Raw genomic sequence first — 21,377 nt, 5'->3', positions numbered from 1 at the left:
AGACTGATCATGCAGCGCATCGTTCTCCTCGCCATCACGCTCGCCGTCACCGCATTGATGGGCTCGTCACTTGCAGCGCCCGTCAATTACAAGACCCCGGACGAAGTCGCCGCCTTCAAGCCCGGTCCCAATCTCGAGGTCGTGCAGGGCAATTGCAGCGCCTGCCATTCGTCCGACTACGTCGCCACGCAGCCGCCGATGAAGGACAAGAGGGCGTTCTGGCAGGCCGAGGTGACCAAGATGATCAAGCTCTATGGCGCACCGATCGACGATGCCGATGTCGGCAAGATCGTCGATTATCTGACCGCGACCTACTGACGGATGGCATCACGCGCCCCTGCCATTTGACCGCGAAACGGGCAAAACCGGCAAAAACGCCGCGAAGTTGAGCGGAATTCGGCGAAATGGCGATGTGGTTTGAGCTACCAAGCCTGCCACATTCCGCGTATCCTGTTAGGACCGAACCGGCCGGTTGGCGGGGACTGGCGGTTCGAGATCTCGGAGGAAGACCCGCGGAGAAGTCGTGATGGCTAAAGGTACGGTCAAGTGGTTCAACCCGACGAAGGGTTATGGATTTATCCAGCCTGCGTCGGGTGGCAAGGATGTGTTCGTGCATATCTCGGCAGTGCAGAAGGCCGGTCTGTCGACCCTCAACGAGGGACAGACGGTGGAATACGAAGAGATCGCAAACCGGGGCAAGACCTCCGCGGAAAACCTCAAAGTATAAGCCCGCGCCAGCCTTTGCTGCCTCCCGGATTTGTCCGGGAGCGGGCCAAGAAAAATTTAAGAAGACGGCCGGTGCATTCGACGACAGGCGTTGCGATTGCACAAGGATAGCTATTTTTTCCTTGCGAAGACCGCTCATCGAACCACAGCAATGACAATCGCGACTGCACTTCGCTAACCCACCGGCAGCGGTGCGTCGCGCTTGATCTCCTCCATCACCGCATAAGTTCGCGTCTCGCGCACGCCCGGCATCGACAGCAGGGTCTCGCCGAGAAAGCGTCGATAGGCGGTCATGTCTGCAAGCCGCGCCTTCACAAGATAGTCGAAGCCGCCGGCAACCATGTGACACTCCAGCACTTCAGGGGCGAGCCTCACGGCTCGGGCGAACCGCTCGAAATTGTCGGGCGTGGTCTTGTCGAGCAGCACCTCGACGAACACCAGGAGCCCAAGGCCGAGCCGGTGCGGGTTGAGCCGCGCGCCATAGCCTTCGACAAAGCCCTCGCGCTGCAGGCGCTTCAACCGCTCGCCGATCGAGGTCGGCGACAGCCCGATGCGCTCGGCGAGCTCGACATTGGCGATGCGCCCATCCTCCTGCAGGATCGAGAGGATTTTCCGGTCTGTTCGATCGAGTTCCATATCTTATCTGGCCAAATGGGTAATCCTCTTCATTTGCTAAGGCAAACTGGCTAAATTGTCTATCGAACTACGGTCACGCGGGCCTTATCCTGGATTTCAGCCACAGGACACGCCATGCCGAACATCCCGCCCCCCTTCTCCGCGCCTTACGCCCCCGATGATTCCGAGATCGCCGCAAAGGTTCTGCCGGCCTCGCATCTCATCCCCGCACGGGAGGCCCGGATCGACCGCATCGCGACGCGGCTGATCGAGGCGATCCGCAAGCGCGACGACCGGCTCGGCGGGGTCGAGGACATGCTGCGGGAGTTCGCGCTCTCGACCAAGGAGGGGCTGGCGCTGATGGTGCTGGCCGAGGCGCTGCTGCGCGTGCCCGATGCGCGCACGGCCGACCAGTTCATCGAGGACAAGCTCGGCGAGGGCGATTTCATCCATCACGAGACCAAGTCCACCGCGTTCCTGGTCAACGCTTCGGCCTGGGCGCTCGGCCTGTCGGCGCGGGTGATCCAGCCCGGCGAGACGCCCGACGGCACCATCGGCCGATTGGTGAAGCGGCTCGGCGCACCGGCGGTGCGCACCGCGACGCGCCAGGCGATGCGGTTGATGGGCAACCATTTCGTGTTAGGGGAGACGATCGAGCAGGCGCTGGAGCGGGCTCGGCCGCGCTCGGGCCAGAAGCCGCGCTATTCCTTCGACATGCTCGGCGAAGGCGCGCGCACGGCCGCCGATGCCAAGCGCTATTTCGACGCCTATGCCAGCGCGATTGACACGATCGGCAAGGCTTCGGGCAACCATCCCCTGCCCGACCGGCCCGGCATCTCGGTCAAGCTTTCGGCGCTGCATCCGCGCTTCGAGGCGATCAGCCGCGGCCGCGTGATGGCCGAGCTGGTGCCGCTATTGCTGGACCTTGCGCAGCGCGCCAAGACGCATGACCTCAACTTCACCGTCGATGCCGAGGAAGCCGACCGGCTGGAGCTGTCGCTCGACGTGATCGCGGCGACGCTCGCCGATCCCTCGCTTTCCGGCTGGGACGGATTTGGCCTCGCGATCCAGGCCTATCAGAAGCGTGCTAGCGCGGTGATCGACTATGTCGATGAACTCGCCCGCGCGCATGACCGCAAGCTGATGGTGCGCCTGGTCAAGGGCGCCTATTGGGACACCGAGATCAAGCGCGCCCAGGAGCGCGGGCTCGACGGCTATCCCGTGTTCACGCGCAAGGCGATGACCGATCTGAACTTCGTCGCCTGCGCGACGAAGCTTCTCGCCTTGCGGCCGCGCATCTTCCCGCAATTCGCCACCCACAACGCGCTGACGGTCGCGACCGTGCTGGAGCTCGCAGCAGATGGCGGCGGCTTCGAGTTCCAGCGCCTGCATGGCATGGGCGAAGCGCTCTACGAGCAACTCGCAAAGGATCATCCTGACATCGCCTACCGCACCTACGCGCCGGTCGGCAGCCATCGCGACCTGCTCGCTTATCTGGTGCGGCGGCTTCTGGAGAACGGCGCCAATTCCTCGTTCGTGGCGCAGGCGGCCGATTATCGCGTGCCGGTTTCGGCGCTGCTGCAGCGCCCGGCGGATGCCATCGGCCGGGCGCAACAGGCACCTCATGCCAAGATTCCGTTGCCGGCAGATCTGTTCGCGCCGGATCGGCGCAATTCGCGCGGCGTCGAATTCGGTGAGCGTGCCGCACTCGACGGGCTCCTGACGGACGTGAAGGCCGCGGCGGCCGAGCTTAAGCCTGTCGCTGACGCAACACCGGATCAGGCCAACGCGGCGGTGACGGCTGCGCGCGCCGGCTTTGGCAGCTGGAGCCGGACGCCTGCAGGCACGCGCGCGGCGGCGCTGGAGCAGGCCGCGCATCTTCTGGAAACCCGCGGCGCCCGTTTCATCGCGCTGCTGCAAGCCGAGGGCGGCAAGACGCTCGACGACGCTCTGTCCGAGCTGCGCGAAGCCGCCGACTTCTGCCGCTACTATGCCGCGCAGGGCCGCAAGCTGTTCGGAAACGATGCCGCCATGCCCGGCCCGACCGGCGAGAGCAATGTGCTTAGCCTGCGCGGCCGCGGCGTGTTCGTCGCGATCTCGCCGTGGAATTTTCCGCTCGCAATCTTCCTTGGCCAGGTGACCGCGGCGCTGATGGCCGGCAACAGCGTGGTGGCGAAACCCGCCGAGCAGACGCCGCGCATCGCGCGCGAGGCCGTTGCCCTGCTGCACGAGGCCGGCATCCCCAGAAGCGCGCTGCATCTCGTCACCGGCGACGGCCGCATCGGCGGCGTCCTCACCGCGCATCCTGATGTCGCCGGAGTAGTCTTCACCGGCTCGACCGACGTCGCGCGCCAGATCAACCGGACGCTGGCCGCCAAGGACGGGCCGATCGTGCCGCTGATCGCGGAGACCGGCGGCATCAATGCCATGATCGCGGATGCGACCGCACTGCCCGAGCAGGTCGCCGACGACGTCGTGACCTCTGCGTTCCGCTCCGCAGGCCAGCGCTGCTCGGCCTTGCGGCTCCTGTTCGCGCAGGAGGATGTCGCCGACCGCATGGTCGAGATGATCGCGGGCGCCGCGCGCGAACTGAAGATCGGCGATCCCGCGGATGTCGCGACCCATGTCGGTCCGGTGATCGATGAGGAGGCCAAGCAGCGCCTCGATGCGCATATCGCGCGGATGAAGCGCGAGGCGCGGCTGCATTTTGCGGGCACCGCGCCGGATGGCTGCTTCGTCGCGCCGCATATCTTCGAGCTCAAGGAGGCCGGTCAGCTCACCGAAGAGGTGTTCGGCCCGATCCTGCATGTCGTGCGCTATCGCGCCGAGAACCTGGCGCGTGTGCTGGAATCCATTGCGCGCACCGGCTACGGGCTCACCCTCGGCATCCATTCGCGCATCGACGACACCATCGAGGCCATCGTCGACCGCGTCCAGGTCGGCAACATCTACGTCAACCGAAACATGATCGGCGCCGTGGTCGGCGTGCAGCCGTTCGGCGGCAGCGGCCTGTCCGGAACCGGCCCCAAGGCCGGCGGCCCGCACTACCTCGCGCGCTTTGCCACCGAGCAGACCGTGACGATCAACACGGCTGCGGCCGGCGGCAATGCTGCGTTGCTTGCGGGGGAGGAGTGAGGCCCTGCGCCAGGCGCCGTTGCATCCCGGCCAAACATCGGTCTAATGCTCTCATCACGCGCCCGCGCCAATTCCAGCGCGCGGGAAACGACTGAAGCGAGGGAGCGACGCCGCGATGGAGAAGGGCATTTTTGCAGGCCTGAAGGTGCTGGACTGCGCGAGCTTCATCGCAGCGCCCGCGGCCGCGACCGTGCTGTCGGATTTCGGCGCAGACGTCATCAAGATCGAGCCGCCCGGCACTGGCGACCCCTATCGCAACCTGCCGAACCTGCCGGGCTATCCCTCAGGCGAGCACAATTTCGCCTGGCTGCTGGAGGCGCGCAACAAGAAGAGCATCGCGCTCGACTTGTCGAAGCCGGAGGCGCAAGCCGTGCTCTACAAGCTCGTGGCGGAGGCCGACGTCTTCATCACCAACATGCCGCCGCCGGTGCGCGCCAAGCTCGGCATCACCTATGATCATCTCGCCCATCTCAACGACCGGCTGATCTACGCCTCCTTCACCGGCTATGGCGAGAAGGGCGAGGAAGCCAACAAACCCGGCTTCGACAGCAACGCCTATTGGGCGCGGTCCGGCCTGATGGATCTCGTCCGCGCCGACACCGACACCACGCCGGCGCGCTCGGTCGCGGGCATGGGCGACCATCCCTGCGCCATGGCGTTCTACGGCGCGATCGTCACCGCACTGTATCAGCGCGAGAAGACCGGCAAGGGCTCGCACGTCGCTTCCAACCTGATGGCGAACGGGGTGTGGGCCGCGAGCGTGCTGGCGCAGGCCAAGCTCTGCGGCGCCAAGTTCGGCGAGCGGCGCCCGCGCGAGCGCGCGCTTAACGCGGTGGCCAATCATTACCAGTGCAAGGACGGCCGCTGGCTGATCCTGTCGCTGCTGAACGAAGAGAAGCAGTTTCCGACGCTGGCCAAGTGCCTGGGCCGTGAGGATCTGATCAACGATCCCCGCTTCGCCACCAAGGCCGACCGTCACGCCCGCTCGGTCGAGCTGATCAGGATCCTGGACGAGACCTTCGCCACCAGGGATCTCGCCGAATGGCGCAAAATTCTCGACGGCAACGGCCTGGTGTTCGGCGTCGTCGCCATCCTGGACGACATCCCCAACGACAAGCAGATGCTCGACAATGAAGTGCTGGTGCCGTTCGAGAACGACACCATGCTGACCATCAACAGCCCGATCTGGATCGACGGCGCCAAGAAGGTGCAGCCGCGCAAGCCGCCAGCCGTCGGCGAGCACAGTGACGAGATTTTGCGCGGGGCGGGATTTGACGAGGCGGCGATCAAGCAGCTGCGGGGGTCGGGAGCGGTCGGTTAGGAGCGCGCCGCTCTAACCTCGTCATTGCGAGCCAACGGGTCCGCGCGGAGCGCGGCCCGATGACAGGCTCCGCGAAGCAATCCAGAGTGTCTCCGCGGACGCATTGCTGGATTGCTTCGCTGCGCTCGCAATGACGGCGTGGGGCGATCTCGCTTATAATCGCAGCAACAACACGCCTCGCGAGGTCCTATGCCTAGCTACCGCCTGCACTACTTCCCCGAATCCGGCAATAGCTACAAGCTGGCGCTGATGCTGACGCTCTGCGGCGAGACGTTTGAGCCGGTCTGGACCGATTTTGCCGGCGGCGTCACGCGCACGGCGGAGTGGCGCAAGGCCGTCAACGAGATGGGCGAGATTCCCGTGCTCGAGATCGACGGCGTGAAGATGACGCAGACAGCGCCGCTGCTGCTGAAACTGGCCGAACAATACGGCCGCTTCGGCGCCGAGACAGAGGACGAGAAGTTCGAGCTGCTGCGCTGGCTGTTCTGGGACAACCACAAGCTCACCGGCTACATGGCGACCTACCGCTTCATGCGCGCCTTCACCGAGAAGAACGATGCGCAGGTGCTGAAGCATTTTCGCCGGCGGCTCGAAGACTTTCTCGGTATCCTCGACGGCCATCTCCAACACAATGATTTCGCGATCGGCGCAAAGCCGACGGTCGCGGACATCTCGATGATGGCCTATCTGCATTATCCCAGCGACGAGCATGGCTTCGATTTCGCATCGAGCCATCCCGCCATCCACGCCTGGCTCGGCCGCATGGCCGCGCTGCCGGGCTGGAAGCAGGCCTACGAGCTGCTGCCGGGAAAACGGATGACGAACTACGCGACGTGAGGACTCTCTCTTCTCCCTCTCCCCGTTCTTACGGGGAGAGGGTTGGGTGAGGGGCTTCTCTCCACACCTGAGATTATCGTGAGACCTGTACCCCCTCACCCGAATTCGATCTGCGATCGAATTCGACCTCTCCCCGCAAGCGGGGAGAGGTAAGCAAGCTCACCTCAACGACAGCCAGCCGAGCGTGAACAGAATGCCGCCGACGATGACGGCCACCGCAACGGCCCAGATGCTGACGCGGGCGCTGCCGGTGACCTGCTTGACTTCCTCGTTCCGCGCGATCTCGCGATTGCGCGCCTTGTTGGCGTTGCCGGTATCCGTCATGGGTCATCCAAATCGCTTGAGACTTTATCTTGCGCGTGATCCTTCGGAAAACCGCTCCACACTTTTCCTGGATCACGCGCTAACGCGTCTTGATGAAGCACATGCCGATGCGGCGCGAGGCCGCGGCGGCCTGGCAGGTCAGACCGCTAGCACAGCTCCATGACGTAAAACTCCTGTCCGGCGTTCCCGATCCCGGATCTTGCAGGGAACAATGCGCGCCCCAGCCGTCCTGATATTCGCTGCCGGCGAGCTCGCGACTGCCGCGGGTCTGCGGCCGACTGGCAAATCCGCGTGAGAAATCAGGGATCTTTCCGGCCGCGAACGCGGTCAGGATGTCGCGGCGGCGGAGCTGGTCGCCGAAGAAGTGTGGCGAGGCCGCCACGATGGCGGCATTCGACGGTCTGTCCGCAAGCCAATCGACGCCCGGGAAATGGAAGCCGCCGATGCCACGGGTCTGGTGACAGCCGGTGCAGGTGACGTCGTTGAGACGGCGCTGGAAGCCTGCGACCGAACGGACGTTCTGCATGTCGAGGCCGCGTGCCGCCGCCTGCTTCAGCGCGCCGACCACGTCATTGTCGGTGAAGACGGGATCGCCTTTGCCCTCCCCCTGCATCATGCCGAACTCCGGCTGCAAGGCTGAAGCGTCGAGGCCGGCGGGGGTCGGCACAATTGCGACCCTGGCCAGGAATTTCTCCGGGATCAACACGGTGCCGCGATCGAACGCGCGTAAGTTCTCCGGCGCGAGCAGCCACGCCTTGAAGTCGCGCCGCAGCGCATCGTCGGCAAGAATGCGATCGCGGTCGATCTGGTTCTCCAGCGTCGATTCCACGAATGTCCTGGTGGCGGCATTGTACTTGAACACCTTGAGAAGATAGTCGGAGCGGAAATCATGCAGCGCCGATTTCGGCGCGACCGAGACCTGGATATTGGTCTCGATGCTGTCGAGCATGGCGTCGTCGGGCGGGGCGCGACTGCCGATCAAGCCCTGCCAGTCGCCGTTGTCGAGCCAGCGCCGCGCGATCTCGGCGCAGTTGATTGGCTTGCCGTTCGCATCCGTCTGGCGCGCATCGCGCGCCTTCATCACGAGGTTGAATGTCATCGGCAGGCGCGTTGCGGTCTTGCCGCCATTCGGCCCGCTGTCGAAGCGCGCCAGACGATAGATCAGCCGGATCTCGCCACAGGATTCTTCCGAGACATAGGCACGGTCCATGCGATTGACGATGCCGGCCAGCACGAACCGCGCCTCGCGCGATTTCAGATTGGCCCGATCGAACAATTGCGCGTCAAAACCCTCGCCGACGCCGATGGTCTCGCCCGGATAGGTCGCCCTGAACCATGCGATATAGCGGTCGAATTCCGCATCGATCGCGGGCAGAATGTCTTTCAGCTGCGGCAGCGAGGCGAACATCGGCTCGGTCGTGAGCGGGACGTCCGAATTCCGCTCCGGCGACAAAAGACGCGAGATCGTCAGCGTGTTGTTCTGGTCGAGCTTGCGCAGGAGATCGGGATCGGTAATCGCGGTGCCGCGCGTCAGCGCGGCATTCTCCGCTGCGAACAGCGAAACCACACCGCCCAGCAATGCGGCGGCAGCAACGAGAATTCGCAAGGCGCGGCCCATGCCTGAGGTAACACCGCGCAGGGACACCTATTCAAGCAAAAAGGCGCCTCACATCGCAGTGAAGCGCCTCTTCGAAAGTCGGATATCGGACGCTCAGCGTCCGGTGATCAGCCCCCTCGAGGTGACGACCACCCAGCGGCCATCCTGGCGGCGGATCGCATCGACACGGCCGACGCCGGGGATGGGGTCGCCGGGATAGACCTCGTAGAGGCCGTCGCGGCCCTCGATCAGCGCGCCGCCATTGCCGGCGCTGCGCAGCCGCCAGCCTTCGATCGTCGGCAGACGCCCAACTTCGGTCTTGGGAGCTGCGGGCGCCGGGACCGGTGCGGCCGCCGCGGTCGCGACCTGCGTCGGCGCGATCGAGCCGGTGGTCTCCTTGGGCACCGCTGCAGCGGCCTGCGCAGGCGCGGCGGGCGGCGTGGCGCGGAGCTTGTCTACGGCCTCGGACAGCTTTGCGATCCTGGCCAGCGGCTCGGCCTGCGCCTTTTCGAGCTTGTCCAGGCGGTCGTTGGCCCGGTTGAACTGGGTGAGGCCGGTCTTCGAGCTCTGCTCGACATTGGCCTTCAGGGCGACGAGGTCGGCGTCGATCCGCGCCACGGACGCATCCAGCGCGCTGGTATCGGCGACCTGGACCGGAGCCGGGGCGGGTGCGGCGAAACGCATCATGCCGGCGGTCGCAAGCGCGCCGCTGATCGCGCCGACGCTGGCGGCAATCGCCACCACCGCGGCCATCGCCGACAGCCGGCGCTTGCTGCCGGACTCGCGCGGCTCGTCCGCCTTCCCATGCGGGGCGAACTCCTCGCGCTCCCAGGCGCGGTCGGCGGGCGGCATGACGATGAGCTTGCCGTGCTTCGGCTCAGGCTTGGCCTCAGCTTTGGCGTCAGTCTTGGCCTCAAACTTCGGCACTTCGATCCGCGGCGGCTCAATCTTCGGGGCGTCCGCCTTGACCGGATCGGGCTTGGGCGGCGCTTCGTGGTCGGGGGCGATCGAGGGGGCCTCGATACCCGCGGCAGCCTCGATGGCCTGCGGCGCTGCCGCGTCGATGGCAGCGGAATCCTGGGCAGCCTGCTCGGGCATTGGTTCGCTCACGGCTCAAATACTCCAGTCTCGGTTGACCTTTTGGTAACTTTCATTGCTTGCGAAATCCTTACCTCGGGACCCGCTTACCGAAATTTTAGGAATTCATCCGGGGCCGAATTGGGCCGGGAAAGTGGAACCGGTGTGGCGGGCGTGAAACAGTTCGTAATCGGGGGAAGATGAACGGGGGCGGAATGGCCCCCATGGCGTCATTGCGAGCGCAGCTCCGCGGAGGCAGTCTGGATTGCTTCGTCGCAAGGGCTCCTCGCAATGATGGAGCGCGCCGCGCGCGCTCCGATCAAATCACTATCCGTCACATCAGTACCGGAGCGTCCGGCAGCTCGTTCGCATGCGGCCCCTGCTTCGGAAAATGCTTTGCCAGTTCGCGCGACACGGCCTCGATGCCACTGATCACGCCGCGTTCGAACCGGCCCGATCTGAACTCGGCCTCCATCGCGCGGCAGATCGTCTCCCAACCCTCCGCGCCGACTTTCGCGTCGATGCCGCGATCGGCGATGATCTCGACGTCGCGGTCGGCGAGCAGGAGATAGATCAGAACGCCATTGTTGTGGGCGGTGTCCCAGATACGCAGATGCGAGAACACGTCGAGCGCGCGCTCGCGGGCCGGCTGGTTGCGGAACAGCGGGCCGCCGTCGAGCGCCCCTTCGACGACGAAGCGGACCTGGCCGGAATGGGTGGCTTCGCCGCGCTTGATCGCCTGCTCGATGCGGTCGAGCACCGCTTGCGGAAAGATCTGCTTCGCCCGCCAGTGATGCTGCACGAGATGTCGGGCAATGCGCTTGATGCTCATGATAGCTACCAGCTCCCCGAGGCGCCGCCGCCGCCAAAACTGCCGCCGCCGCCGCTGAAGCCGCCGCTACTCGACGATCCGCTACTCCATCCGCCGGAGGAGCCGCTCGACCACGAGCCGCCGCGCGAGCGGCCCGTGCCCGGCGTGATCGCCGAAAACAGATCGGCGATGAATCCGACGATGAAGCCGAGGATGCCGACAGCCGCCGCGAGCGCCGCGGAGCCGAGAATGAGCCAGGTTACCGCTGCGATGATGCCCCCGGTCACCAATGATCCGAGCAGCCGCCCCAGGATGGCGCGGAAGAACCCGCCGACGCCGATCGAGGCAAACAGCGCCACCGCAAACACCGGCGCCAGATCATCCAGACTATTGTGGGCGAAGTTGACGCTGCGCGAGGGTGACGGCAGCGGCTCGCCGTCGATCACCCGCAACATGCGGTCCACGCCTGCGCTGATGCCCGCGGCGAAATCGCCACTCCTGAACTTGGGGGTGATCGCCTCGTCGATGATGCGCCGAGAGGTGACGTCGGTGAGCACGCCTTCGAGACCGTAGCCGACCTCGATGCGCAAATGCCGGTCGGTCTTGGCGACGACGAGAATCGCGCCGTCGTCGACCTTCTTGCGACCGATCTTCCAGGCCTCCGCGACGCGAATCGAGAATTGCTCGATCGTCTCCGGCTGCGTGGTCGCGACGATCAGGACAGCGATCTGGCTGCCCTTGCGGTTTTCGAAGTCGCGCAGCTTTTGCGTGAGCGTGGCGATGTCGCTGCTGGAGAGCGTGCCGGTCTGATCGACGACACGGCCGGTGAGCTGGGGGACGGCGACGTCGGCGTGGGAGGGGAAGGCAAAGGTGAGGAGGAGTGCGATGGCGAACACAAAAGAGGCGATCGCCCGATGCGCCCACCAAATCCTCGCTGTCATCGCCCGGCTTGACCGGGCGATCCAGTATTCCAGAGACGCCCGTGGGATGCGGAGAGGCTGCGGCGTACTGGATTCCCCGCCTTCGCGGGGAATGACAGCGGAGTGTGGGGCGCGCATTCGAAACGACGCGCTTACTTCGACGGCGCCGGCGCCGCGTTAAAGTCCACCTTCGGCGCGGTCGAGATCGCCTTCTCGTTCTCGACAGAGAAGTTCGGCTTCTCCTTGTAGCCGAACGCCATCGCGGTGAGATTGGTCGGGAACGAGCGGACGGTGACGTTATAATCCTGCACCGCCTTGATGTAGCGGTTGCGCGCCACCGTGATGCGGTTCTCGGTGCCCTCGAGCTGCGACATCAAATCCTTGAACAGGGCATCGGACTTCAGCTGCGGATAGTTCTCGGTGACGACCAGGAGGCGCGACAGCGCGCTGGAGAGCTCGCTCTGCGCGGCCTGGAATTTCTGGAACGCGGCGGGATCGTTCAGCACCTCCGGCGTCGCCTGAATGCTGCCGACCTTGGCGCGTGCATTGGTGACGCCGAGCAGCACGTCCTTCTCCTGCTGGGCAAAGCCCTTCACCGAGTTGACGAGATTGGGCACGAGATCGGCGCGGCGCTGATACTGGTTCACGACCTCGGACCAATTGCCCTTGATCTGCTCGTCCTCGCTCTGGATCGCGTTGTAGCCGCAATTCGTCAGGCTCAGCGAGGCCAGGGCGGCCAGCACGGTCAGGATCTTGCGCATTAAATTTCTCCCGGTGGAATCCGGCGCAAACTATCAGATTGCGCGCCTGAGAAAAGCAGCAGGCTGACGCAAGCCTCTTGCCTCGCACCGGCCGACATAGTCAACTCCGGCAAAACAAGAGCGGAAACACCAGGGGGAACGCGATGTCCTCGTTCGAGACCATCCTCGTGGAACGGCCCGAGCCGGCGATCGTCCGTGTCGTGATGAACCGGCCCGAGGCGCGCAACGCGCAGAACCTGCAAATGACCTACGACCTCAACGCCGCCTTCGACGCGGCGGTGCAGGACGATGCGGTCAAGGTGATCATTCTCGCAGGCAACGGGCCGCACTTCTCCTCCGGCCACGACCTGCGCCCCGGAGACAAGAATACCGCTGGGGTCGATTTCCCGCCGATCGGAAATTGGGGTGGCTTTGCCGAGCCGAACGCCCATGGCCGGTTCGCCCGCGAGCAGGAAATTTATCTCCAGATCACCCGGCGCTGGCGCAATCTGGCAAAGCCGACCATTGCCGAGGTGCATGGCAAGTGCATCGCCGGCGGCTTGATGCTGGCCTGGGCCTGCGACCTCATCGTCGCCAGCGACGATGCGCAGTTCTGCGATCCCGTCGTCACCATGGGCGTGTGCGGCGTCGAATGGTTCGTGCATCCCTGGGAGCTGGGACCACGCAAGGCCAAGGAGTTCCTGTTCACCGCCGACAGCTGGAGCGCGCAGGAGGCGCACCAGCTCGGCATGGTCAACCAAATCGTGCCGCGCGCCGAGCTGTCGTCGCGCGTGCTGGAGCTGGCGCGAAGGATCGCAACAAAACCGTCCTTCGCGCTGAAGCTGACCAAGGAGGCGGTCAACCGCTCGGTCGACGTCATGGGCCAGCCGGCTGCGATCGACCAGGCCTTCGCGCTGCATCAGCTCTGCCACGCGCACAATCTCCAGGAGTTCGGCATGATCGTCGATCCATCCGGCCTGCATCCCTCCGTGCGCAAGCCGCCGGCCGCCGCGGAGTAGACGCGATGGATCTCAATCTCAGTGACGAGCAAAAGTTGCTGCGCGAAAGCGCGGAACGTTTCGTGGCCGAGAGCTACGATGCCGAGCACCGCCGCAGAATCGCGAATGATCCGCTCGGCTTCAGCCCGGCCGTTTGGAAGCAGTTCGCCGAGCTTGGCTGGCTGGCGCTGCCGCTTCCGGAAGAGTTCGGCGGGCTCGGCGGCGGCGCGGTCGACATCGGCATCTTGATGGAGGCCTTCGGCCGGGGCCTGGTTTCTGAACCTTATGTCGCAACAGTCGTGCTCGGGGCCGCGCTGATCGCCAGATGCGGCACCAGCGAGCAGAAGCAGGCGAGCCTGCCCAAGGTGGCGGACGGATCACTGAAGCTTGCCCTGGCGCATTCGGAGCGCGCCGCCCGGTTCGATCTTGCCAAGGTCACGACCAGCGCCAACAAGACCGGACAAGGCTGGCGCCTTTCCGGCAGCAAGATCGCCGTGCTCGACGGACATGCCGCCGACGAGATCATCGTCTCCGCCCATATCCACGATCATCGGGGCCCCTCGGGCCGGATCGGCCTGTTCCTCGTGCAGGCGACGACGTCAGGCCTCGTCATCAGTGATTATCCGCGTCTCGGCGGCGGACGCGCCTGCAACATCGAGCTGTTCGACGCGCATCTGCCGGAAGACGCCCTGCTCGGCGACGGCAGCGACGCCGTGCCCGCGATCGAATGGGCGATCGATCGCGCCATGGCCGCGCTCGGTGCGGAAGCTGTCGGCATCATGCAGACGCTGCTCGACACCACGCTCGACTACACCAAGATCCGAAAACAATTCGGCCGGCCGCTCTCCGCCAACCAGGTGATCCGCCACCGCCTCGCCGACATGGCGATGCAGGTGGACGAGGCCCGCTCGATGGCGCTGCGCGCGGCGTTGAAGGCCGATAGCGCGCCGATCGAGCGTGCCCGGGCAGCCTCGGGCGCGAAGGCGAAGATCGGCAAATGCGCGCGCTTCGTCGGCGAGCAGTCGATCCAGCTCCATGGCGGCATGGGCGTCACCGAGGAGCTTGAGGTCGGCGCCTATTTCAAGCGCCTCGTCGCGTTCGACACGCTGTTCGGCGGCAGCGCGCATCACTATGCCCGCCACGCCGAGCTGAGCCGCAGGGCCATCTCTGCTTAACAAGGAGCGCATCATGGACCTGTCGTTCAATGCCGAGGAGCGCGCCTTCCAGAGCGAGGTGCGCGGCTTCATCGCCAAGAATCTCACCGAGGAAATGAAGCGCGCGACCGCGCTGACGCCATCGGTGTTCTCCGATCCCGACATCGGCATGGCCTGGCAGCGCGCGCTGCACGCCCAAGGCTGGGGCGCGCCGGGCTGGCCGGTCGAATATGGCGGCCCCGACTGGACGCCGGCGCAGCGCTGGATCTTCGAGACTGAATGCGCCCGCGCCGGCGTGCCCAACGTCAACGTGATGGGCGTGAAGATGGTCGGGCCCGTCATCATCGGCTTCGGCAGCCCCGAGCAGAAGAATTTCTACCTGCCGCGGATTCTCTCCGGCGAGGATTATTGGTGCCAGGGCTATTCCGAGCCGGGCTCCGGCTCAGATCTGTCGTCCCTCAAGACGCGCGCGGTGCGCGACGGCGACGACTACATCATCAACGGCACCAAGATCTGGACCACGCACGCCCATCACGCCAACCGCATGTTCGCGCTGGTGCGCACCAGCGATGGGCCGCGGCAGCAGGACGGCATCAGCTTCATCCTGATCGACATGAAGACGCCGGGCATCACCATCCGTCCCATCCTCACCATCGGCGGCGACCACGAGGTCAACCAGGTGTTCTTCGACGACGTCCGCGTGCCCGTCGCCAACCGCGTCGGCGAGGAAGGCAAGGGCTGGACCTACGGCAAATATCTGCTCGAGTTCGAGCGCGGCGCGGGCATCGCCTCGGCCAAGCTGCGCGAAGGATTGAAGGCGGTTGCCGATCTTGCCGAGTCCGACCTCACGGGCCGCGCCATCGACAGCCCCGACATCGCGACGCGGATTGCCGAGGTCGAGGTCGACATCGACGCGCTCGAGATGACGGAGCTGCGCGTGCTCTCGGCACTCCAGACCGGCCAGAATCCCGGCGCGGTGTCGTCGATCCTGAAGCTGCGCAACAGCGAGATCCGCCAGGCCGTGACGCGGTTAGGGGCCGACGTGATCGGCCATGACGCCCTCGCCGTCGAGCCGATGCGCCCGCTCTACAAGCTCAACCACGAGCCGGCGACCCCTGAGGAGATGCTGACGGTGATGCCGGAATATCTCAACGGCCGCGCCTACACCATCTTCGGCGGCACCTCGGAGATCCAGCGCGACATCATCGCGAAGATGATGCTGGGGATTTGACGGGCGGGCTGGCGTGGATAGAGCCACTCGCTCGGTGTCGTCCCCGCGAAGGCGGGGACCCATAACCACAGGAAGATGTGGTTATGGGGACTCGGAGTTGCCAGCTTCGCACGACAACCACTTCCTGTGGTTATGGGTCCCGGGCTCGCGCTTTGCGCGCCCCGGGACGACGAGCTGAGTTTGGTGCAATAGCCTGCGCAACAGCTAGCGCACCTATCCCGCCGCCTTCGCGTCCCGGATCGCCTGCCAGATCTTCTGCGGCGTCAGGGGCGTGTTCAGCTGGGTGATGCCGAGCTCGGCGAGCGCGTCCATCACGCCGTTGGTGACGCAGGGCGGGCCGCCGATGGCGCCGGATTCGCCGCAGCCCTTGGCGCCGAGCGGATTGGTGCGGCAGGGCGCGGAATCATCCAGCGTCACTACGATCGGCGGCACGTCGTCCGCGCGCGGGATGCAGTAATCCTGGTAGCTCGCCGTCAGCAGCTGGCCGTCGGCATCATACGACACGCCTTCATACAGCGCCTGGCCGATGCCTTGCGCGACGCCGCCATGGATCTGGCCGGTGACCAGCATCGGGTTCACGGCGACGCCGACGTCGTCGACCGTGGTGTAGCGCACGACCTTGGAGACGCCGGTCTCGGGGTCGATCTCGACCTCGCAGATATGCGTGCCGTTCGGCCAGCTGGGACCATCGACCTCGCCTTCGGAATCGACGCTGAGCCTGGCGCCGCTCTCCTTCTCGGCGAGATCGAACAGGCTGATGCGGCGGTCGGTGCCGACCACGGTGAGCATGCCGCCCTGATATTCGATATCCTCGACCGAAGTCTCCAGCACGTTCGCGGCCTTCTCGCGCGCCTTCTGGATCAAGTCATTCGAGGAGACCGCAACCGCGGTGCCGCCGACGAACAGCGAGCGCGAGCCGACGCTGCCGAAGCCCATGGCGAGATCGGTGTCGCCCTGGACCACGTCGATCTTGTCCATGGCAATGCCAAGCGTGTCGGAGATCATCTGGGTGTAGGTGGTCTGCAGCCCCTGCCCCATCGCCATGGTGCCGGAATGCAGCACGACGCGCCCTTGCGAGGTCGCGTGCAGGCTGACCTTCTCGGTGTGAGCGCGGCCGCCGGTCCACTCGATGTAGGAGGTGAGTCCGCGGCCGTAGAGCAGGCCCTTCTTCTTCGCCGCCTTCTTGCGCGCTGCAAAGCCGTCCCAGTCGGCGAGCTTCACGGCGCGGTCGAGCATGTGCGCGAAGGCGCCGGAATCGTAGACCTGGCCGGCCGCATTGGTGTAGGGCAGCTGCGCCGGCTTGATGTAATTGGCCTTGCGGATCGCGCGCGGGTCCATGCCGATTTTTCGCGCAGCGGCGTCGAACAGGCGCTCGACGATGAACACCGCCTCGGGGCGGCCGGCGCCACGATAGGCCCCGACCGGCGCGGTGTGGGTCATCACCGACTTCACCTCGAAATGCACCAGCGGCAGATCGTAGACGCCGGTCTGCACGAATGGCCCGAGCACCAGCGGGATGATGTTGGCCGCGCCCGAGGAATAGGCCCCGGTGCAGCCGATCGACTTGACGCGATAGGCCAGCACCTTGCCCTTGTCATCCAGCGCGAAGGACGCCGTGGACGTGAGATCACGGCCGTGGGTACCGCCGACGAACTCGTCGGTGCGGTCGCCGCGCCAGCGGATCTTCTTGTTCAGCTTGGTCGCGGCATAGGCGACGATGCCGTCCTCGGGATAGAGATTGGTCTTCTGGCCGAAGCCGCCGCCGATGTCGCCGACCAGCACGCGGACACTGTCCTTGGGACGCTTCAGCACGGCTTCCGCCAGCACGTCGCGGGTCGAGGCCGGCGTCTGCGACTGCACGTGCAGCAGGAGACGGCCGGACTTCTTGTCGATCTCGGCAATGGTCGAGCGCGGCTCCATCGCGGACGGAACGAGACGCTGGCTGACGATATCGAGCTCGACGGTGTGCGCCGCCTTGGCAAAGGCCTCGTCGACCTTGGCGGCATCGCCGTAGCTCATGGCGCCGACGATGTTGTCGGGCGCCTCCGGCCACACCACGGGCGCGCCTGATTTCACCGCCTCGACGGGATCGACCACCGCGGGCTGCACATCGTATTCGACCGCGATCGCCTCGGCCGCGCTCTGCGCCTCCACGCGCGAGGAGGCCACCACCGCGGCCACGGCCTCGCCGGCATAGCGGACGACCTCATGGGCGAGCAGCCGGCGCGGCGGCACGGTCATCGGCTTGCCGTCCGGGCGCTTGAAGATGTTCAGCGTCGGGATGGTGCCGATGTCGTCCTTGACCAAGTCCGCGCCGGTGTAGATCGCGGCAACGCCCGGCATCGAAGCCGCGGCGCTGGTGTCGATCGAGACGATCTTGGCGTGGGCGTGCGGCGAGCGCAGCACGTGCAACCACAGCGCGCCGTCGGCCGGCTTATCGTCGATGAACTGTCCCTTCCCGGTGAGCAGCCTCTGGTCTTCCAAACGCTTGACGGGCTGCCCCGCTCCGAAACGCAAATTGCCGGGAAGAATGTTCATTCCGCTGTATCCTCGAGATCGGGAAAAACGACGGCGGCGGTTTTAACCGATTTTGCGCGCCAGACAACCGAGCCCCGGCACATCTGCGATGCGCGTCAGAGCCCCTTGCAGGGGCGGATTGGGCGGCTAGGACCTGTCGATATCGACAATGCTCACATTCACGTCACGGGTGTCCGAGCCGCGCTTGACCGTGAGCCGAACGGTCTTTCCGGCCCCGGCCTGCTCGAGCGCATCGGTCAGGTCGGCAAGGCGCCGCACCGGCTTGCCTTCCACCGCGGTGATGATGTCTCCGACCGCTCCCGTGGAAAAGTTGACGCCGCGAATCCCCGCCCGCTCGGCAGGACTGCCGGGGGCCGTCCGCACCACGATCACCCCTTCGACAGCAAGCCGGGTCGACACATCCTCGCCGGCGGCCACGATGCCGATGCCCGGCGTCGGCACGCGGCCGTTGCGGATCAGCTCGGGCACGATCCGGTTCACGACATCGACCGGCACCGCGAAGCCGATGCCGGCGTTCGATCCGGAGGGCGAGATGATCGCAGTCGTGACGCCGATCAGCCGGCCGGCGGAATCCAATAGCGGCCCGCCCGAATTGCCGGGATTGATCGCGGCATCGGTCTGGATGACGTTCGCGATCTCCCGGCCGCCATGGGTCGGGAGCCGGCGCTTGAGCGCGCTGATGATGCCGGAAGTCATCGACTGATCCAGCCCGAAGGGATTGCCGATCGCGAAAGCGGATTGTCCGACTTTCAGGTCGCTCGAACTGCCGAGAGCGATCGGCGCTGGAAGCTGGCGCACGCTGCGGATGCGCAACACCGCGAGATCGTAATTGGGCGCCGTGCCGACCAGGTCGACCTGGGCCACCTCACCCGAGGCAAAGCGCACGGCGATCTCGCCGCCATTGGCGACAACATGATTGTTCGTCACCAGGTGGCCGTCGCGGTCCCAGACAAATCCCGTGCCGGAAGCACCGCCGCCGGCCTGGCTCTCCTCGCCCATGAGGGGACTTGCCGCCGACTTGGCCGCAACCTGAACGACCGACGGCGATACGCGCTCGAAGATGTCGATGGTTGCCTTCTCGCCGTCCCACAGCGGCCCGCGCTGCTCGACGGCACGTGCGGAGGGCGCGGCCCATGGGACATACGAGACGGGGACATGCAGGATCTTCGCGGCCGTGACCGCGACCAGCAGGGCGGCGAAGGCTGCCGCGGCAATCGCATAGCGACGATTCATTGGGTGATCACCGTGTCTTGTGCTGAATGCGGGCTGTGAGATGCACATGCATGAAGTGGCAGGATCTCGCTTACGCAGCAACGTCGCAAACGCGCGGAAGTTTCTCGGTCAGGTATGGACCATTTTGCGCCCGGCACGGATGCCGGGGCATATTGCCGCGTGGCGAGCTATTCCAGCTCGCGCAGCGCCGTTTCCACGATTTTGCGCGCATCCGCCGTCAGTGGCGCCTGCGGCGGGACGGGGCCGCCGACGTCATAGCCCTGGATCGCAAGGCCGGCCTTGATGCACGCCGCGAGATTGAAACGGGCGAAGGCTTCGTTGATCCGCCACAGCCGCCGCTGCAGCGCCATGGCCTCGTCCCAGCGGCCGGCCGTGCATAGATCGTAGAGCATCACGCTCTGGCGCGGGATGATGCAGGCAGGTCCCGCCATCCAGCCGCGGCCGCCGATCAGCATCACCGCCGCCGGAATGTGGGCGGAGGCGGAGAACACGCGCAAGGAGTCCCCGCAGCGGTTCATGATCGAGAGCAGCCGACCGGTGTTGGTCGAGGCATCCTTGATGTAGCCGATGCGCGGATGCTCGGCGAGGCGCGCGATGACGTCGAGCGTGAGATCGGAGCGCTGGAATTGCGGATTGGTGTAGATGACGACGGGAATGTCGACGGCATCGGCAATGGCGCGGAAATAGGATTCGACCTGCGCATCGGCCAGGGGGAAATACGCCTCCAAAATCGCAAGGATGCCGTCGGCCCCACACTTCTGGCAGGCTTTCGCCTGCGCCACCGCATCCGCCGTTGCGGTCGAGGCGACGCCGGCGATAACAGGCACGCGCCCCTGCGCGGCCTCAATCGTGGTCTGCACGACCGCCATGCGTTGCGCGGCGTTCAGGTAAGCGAATTCGCCGGTCGAGCCCAACGGCGTCAGCCCGTGCACGCCGGCGCCGATCAGGTCGTCGCAGAGTTTTGCCAGCACGTTGGTTCGCACCGTGCCGTCGGCATCGATGGGCGAGACGAGATACGGAAAGACACCGTGGAATTCGGACATGCGGCGCGGATCCCGGTCGATTGGTTTGCGGCTGACGGCTATTACCAATGCCGGCGCCGGCGATCAAACCCTGAGCAGACGCACCCGCGTGCCCCAGGGATCGATCGCCTCCACCCCGTCCGCAAGCGCCGTGACCTTCACACCGCCTTTGCGCAGCCGTTCTTCCTGCGCGGCGAGCAGCTCCGGCTTCGCCATCACCAGCGAGAACCAGGCAAGACCGGTCGTGGACTCGTCGCGCTGGCCGGCGCCCTGGCTCTGCCAGACATTCATGCCGAGGTGATGGTGATAGCGGCCCGACGCCAGGAACGCGGCGCCGCTGCGGCGACGAGTCGGGTCGAGGCCGACGGTGCCGTGATAGAAGCTCTCGGCCTGGGCGAGATCGCCGACGCGCAGATGCATGTGGCCGATGCGCATTCCGTCCGGCGCCTTGGCATAATCGGGAACGCGCGTATTGGTGAGCGACAACAGGTCGGGAATGTTGAGCTCGTCGGTCGCCATCTTCACGCTACCCTCGCTCCATTGCCATTGCGAGGGGTCGCGGTCGGCATAGACCTCGATGCCGTTGCCTTCGGGGTCGTCGAGATAGACGGATTCGGAGACGAGATGATCGGCAAAGCCCGACAACGGCACGCGGTGCGAGGCGGCATGAACCAGCCAGCGCGCCAGATCCTTGCGGGTCGGCATCAGGAAGGCGGTATGGTAGAGGCCTGCGGCGCTGCGCGATTCAATCGCGGCTTCGGGACGGGCCTCCAGCACCAGCAGCGTGAGGCCTGATGTGCCGAGCTTGGCTGTGGCCGCCGAGCGCTCCATCACGGTGAGCCCGATCACATCGCGGTAATAATCTGCGACTTTGTCGAGGCTCTTCACCCGCAGCGTCACCATGCCGACCCGCATCGGCGTACGGCTGGCAAAGGTGGGGCCGCCGCCCTGCGCTGTGCCCTCGGCACGGGCCGCGGCTGCGGCGGCCATGGCGAGCGAGGTGGCGCCGGCGAGCTGCAGCAGGGTGCGGCGGGTCAAGTCGATGGTCATCGGTCGGGCTCGCTGGAAATCCTCGAGGCCAAATGGCCCAATTTTGGG

At 65.6% G+C, this 21,377-nt stretch carries 19 protein-coding genes; 8 read left to right on the top strand and 11 right to left on the bottom strand.

Annotation, left to right across the window (positions count from 1 at the left end; all coding sequences use genetic code 11):
- Window positions 1-9 precede the first annotated feature (9 nt).
- Both sorB and N2605_RS03500 read left to right on the top strand, forming a co-directional pair.
- Window positions 10-318 carry a SorB family sulfite dehydrogenase c-type cytochrome subunit gene (gene sorB, locus N2605_RS03505; RefSeq protein ID WP_225172814.1) on the top strand — a complete coding sequence of 103 codons (309 nt, stop codon included), beginning with the start codon at window positions 10-12 and terminating at the stop codon, window positions 316-318.
- 208 nt (window positions 319-526) lie between these two features.
- Window positions 527-727, top strand: a complete 201-nt coding sequence (locus N2605_RS03500) for a cold-shock protein (protein WP_008563500.1) — start codon at window positions 527-529, stop codon at window positions 725-727.
- A 173-nt stretch (window positions 728-900) separates the two neighbouring features.
- Here the strand turns inward: N2605_RS03500 and N2605_RS03495 are convergent, their stop codons facing one another.
- Window positions 901-1,362, bottom strand: a complete 462-nt coding sequence (locus tag N2605_RS03495) for an Lrp/AsnC ligand binding domain-containing protein (protein WP_036009699.1) — start codon at window positions 1,360-1,362, stop codon at window positions 901-903.
- 114 nt (window positions 1,363-1,476) lie between these two features.
- Here N2605_RS03495 and putA point away from each other — a divergent pair, with 114 nt between their 5' ends.
- The 3 genes from putA to N2605_RS03480 all read left to right on the top strand — a co-directional run bounded on the left by putA (window position 1,477) and on the right by N2605_RS03480 (window position 6,634).
- Complete coding sequence (gene putA / locus N2605_RS03490; RefSeq protein ID WP_260345845.1) at window positions 1,477-4,476, top strand: bifunctional proline dehydrogenase/L-glutamate gamma-semialdehyde dehydrogenase PutA; 3,000 nt, start codon at window positions 1,477-1,479, stop codon at window positions 4,474-4,476.
- A 115-nt stretch (window positions 4,477-4,591) separates the two neighbouring features.
- Window positions 4,592-5,797, top strand: a complete 1,206-nt coding sequence (locus N2605_RS03485) for a CaiB/BaiF CoA transferase family protein (protein ID WP_260345844.1) — start codon at window positions 4,592-4,594, stop codon at window positions 5,795-5,797.
- Between the two features lie 189 nt (window positions 5,798-5,986).
- Complete coding sequence (locus N2605_RS03480) at window positions 5,987-6,634, top strand: glutathione S-transferase family protein (protein ID WP_260345843.1); 648 nt, start codon at window positions 5,987-5,989, stop codon at window positions 6,632-6,634.
- A 159-nt stretch (window positions 6,635-6,793) separates the two neighbouring features.
- Here N2605_RS03480 and N2605_RS03475 read toward each other — a convergent pair whose 3' ends face one another.
- The 6 genes from N2605_RS03475 to N2605_RS03450 form a co-directional block, all read right to left on the bottom strand.
- Entirely contained in the window at window positions 6,794-6,958 is a 165-nt protein-coding gene (locus tag N2605_RS03475; protein WP_193374981.1) for a hypothetical protein, read from the bottom strand.
- Window positions 6,959-7,037: 79 nt separating this feature from the next.
- Complete coding sequence (locus N2605_RS03470; protein WP_260345842.1) at window positions 7,038-8,576, bottom strand: hypothetical protein; 1,539 nt, start codon at window positions 8,574-8,576, stop codon at window positions 7,038-7,040.
- Between the two features lie 93 nt (window positions 8,577-8,669).
- Complete coding sequence (locus tag N2605_RS03465) at window positions 8,670-9,653, bottom strand: hypothetical protein (protein ID WP_036009685.1); 984 nt, start codon at window positions 9,651-9,653, stop codon at window positions 8,670-8,672.
- Between the two features lie 313 nt (window positions 9,654-9,966).
- Complete coding sequence (locus N2605_RS03460; protein WP_260345841.1) at window positions 9,967-10,464, bottom strand: TPM domain-containing protein; 498 nt, start codon at window positions 10,462-10,464, stop codon at window positions 9,967-9,969.
- Between the two features lie 5 nt (window positions 10,465-10,469).
- Window positions 10,470-11,384 carry a TPM domain-containing protein gene (locus N2605_RS03455; protein ID WP_260345840.1) on the bottom strand — a complete coding sequence of 305 codons (915 nt, stop codon included), beginning with the start codon at window positions 11,382-11,384 and terminating at the stop codon, window positions 10,470-10,472.
- Between the two features lie 131 nt (window positions 11,385-11,515).
- Window positions 11,516-12,124, bottom strand: coding sequence for a LemA family protein (locus N2605_RS03450; RefSeq protein WP_036009681.1), 609 nt, complete (start codon window positions 12,122-12,124; stop codon window positions 11,516-11,518).
- A 143-nt stretch (window positions 12,125-12,267) separates the two neighbouring features.
- On the opposite strand from N2605_RS03450, the gene N2605_RS03445 reads away from it, so the two are divergent.
- The 3 genes from N2605_RS03445 to N2605_RS03435 are packed head-to-tail and all read left to right on the top strand — an operon-like array spanning window position 12,268 to window position 15,486.
- On the top strand, window positions 12,268-13,122 hold the full coding sequence (locus N2605_RS03445; RefSeq protein WP_036028670.1) for an enoyl-CoA hydratase: 855 nt from the start codon (window positions 12,268-12,270) through the stop codon (window positions 13,120-13,122).
- A gap of 5 nt (window positions 13,123-13,127) precedes the next feature.
- Window positions 13,128-14,276 carry an acyl-CoA dehydrogenase family protein gene (locus N2605_RS03440; protein ID WP_036009678.1) on the top strand — a complete coding sequence of 383 codons (1,149 nt, stop codon included), beginning with the start codon at window positions 13,128-13,130 and terminating at the stop codon, window positions 14,274-14,276.
- Between the two features lie 13 nt (window positions 14,277-14,289).
- The gene (locus N2605_RS03435) at window positions 14,290-15,486 is read left to right on the top strand and encodes an acyl-CoA dehydrogenase family protein (protein WP_225142135.1); all 1,197 of its coding nucleotides are present in this window, start codon (window positions 14,290-14,292) and stop codon (window positions 15,484-15,486) included.
- A 213-nt stretch (window positions 15,487-15,699) separates the two neighbouring features.
- Here the strand turns inward: N2605_RS03435 and N2605_RS03430 are convergent, their stop codons facing one another.
- From N2605_RS03430 to N2605_RS03415, 4 genes are all read right to left on the bottom strand, one after another.
- Window positions 15,700-18,024, bottom strand: a complete 2,325-nt coding sequence (locus N2605_RS03430; protein ID WP_225142137.1) for a xanthine dehydrogenase family protein molybdopterin-binding subunit — start codon at window positions 18,022-18,024, stop codon at window positions 15,700-15,702.
- A gap of 126 nt (window positions 18,025-18,150) precedes the next feature.
- Window positions 18,151-19,257, bottom strand: a complete 1,107-nt coding sequence (locus N2605_RS03425) for a S1C family serine protease (protein ID WP_036009668.1) — start codon at window positions 19,255-19,257, stop codon at window positions 18,151-18,153.
- A 167-nt stretch (window positions 19,258-19,424) separates the two neighbouring features.
- Window positions 19,425-20,300: a dihydrodipicolinate synthase family protein gene (locus N2605_RS03420; protein WP_036009666.1), complete on the bottom strand. Its 876-nt coding sequence runs from the start codon at window positions 20,298-20,300 to the stop codon at window positions 19,425-19,427.
- Between the two features lie 63 nt (window positions 20,301-20,363).
- Window positions 20,364-21,329, bottom strand: coding sequence for a VOC family protein (locus N2605_RS03415; RefSeq protein WP_036009665.1), 966 nt, complete (start codon window positions 21,327-21,329; stop codon window positions 20,364-20,366).
- Window positions 21,330-21,377: the final 48 nt, after the last annotated feature.

It is taken from the genome of Bradyrhizobium yuanmingense, assembly GCF_025200905.1.
Classification (GTDB): Bacteria; Pseudomonadota; Alphaproteobacteria; order Rhizobiales; family Xanthobacteraceae; genus Bradyrhizobium; species Bradyrhizobium yuanmingense.
The sequence above is the reverse complement of the archived record's forward strand: the minus strand, read 5'-3'. Positions and strand labels throughout refer to the sequence as shown.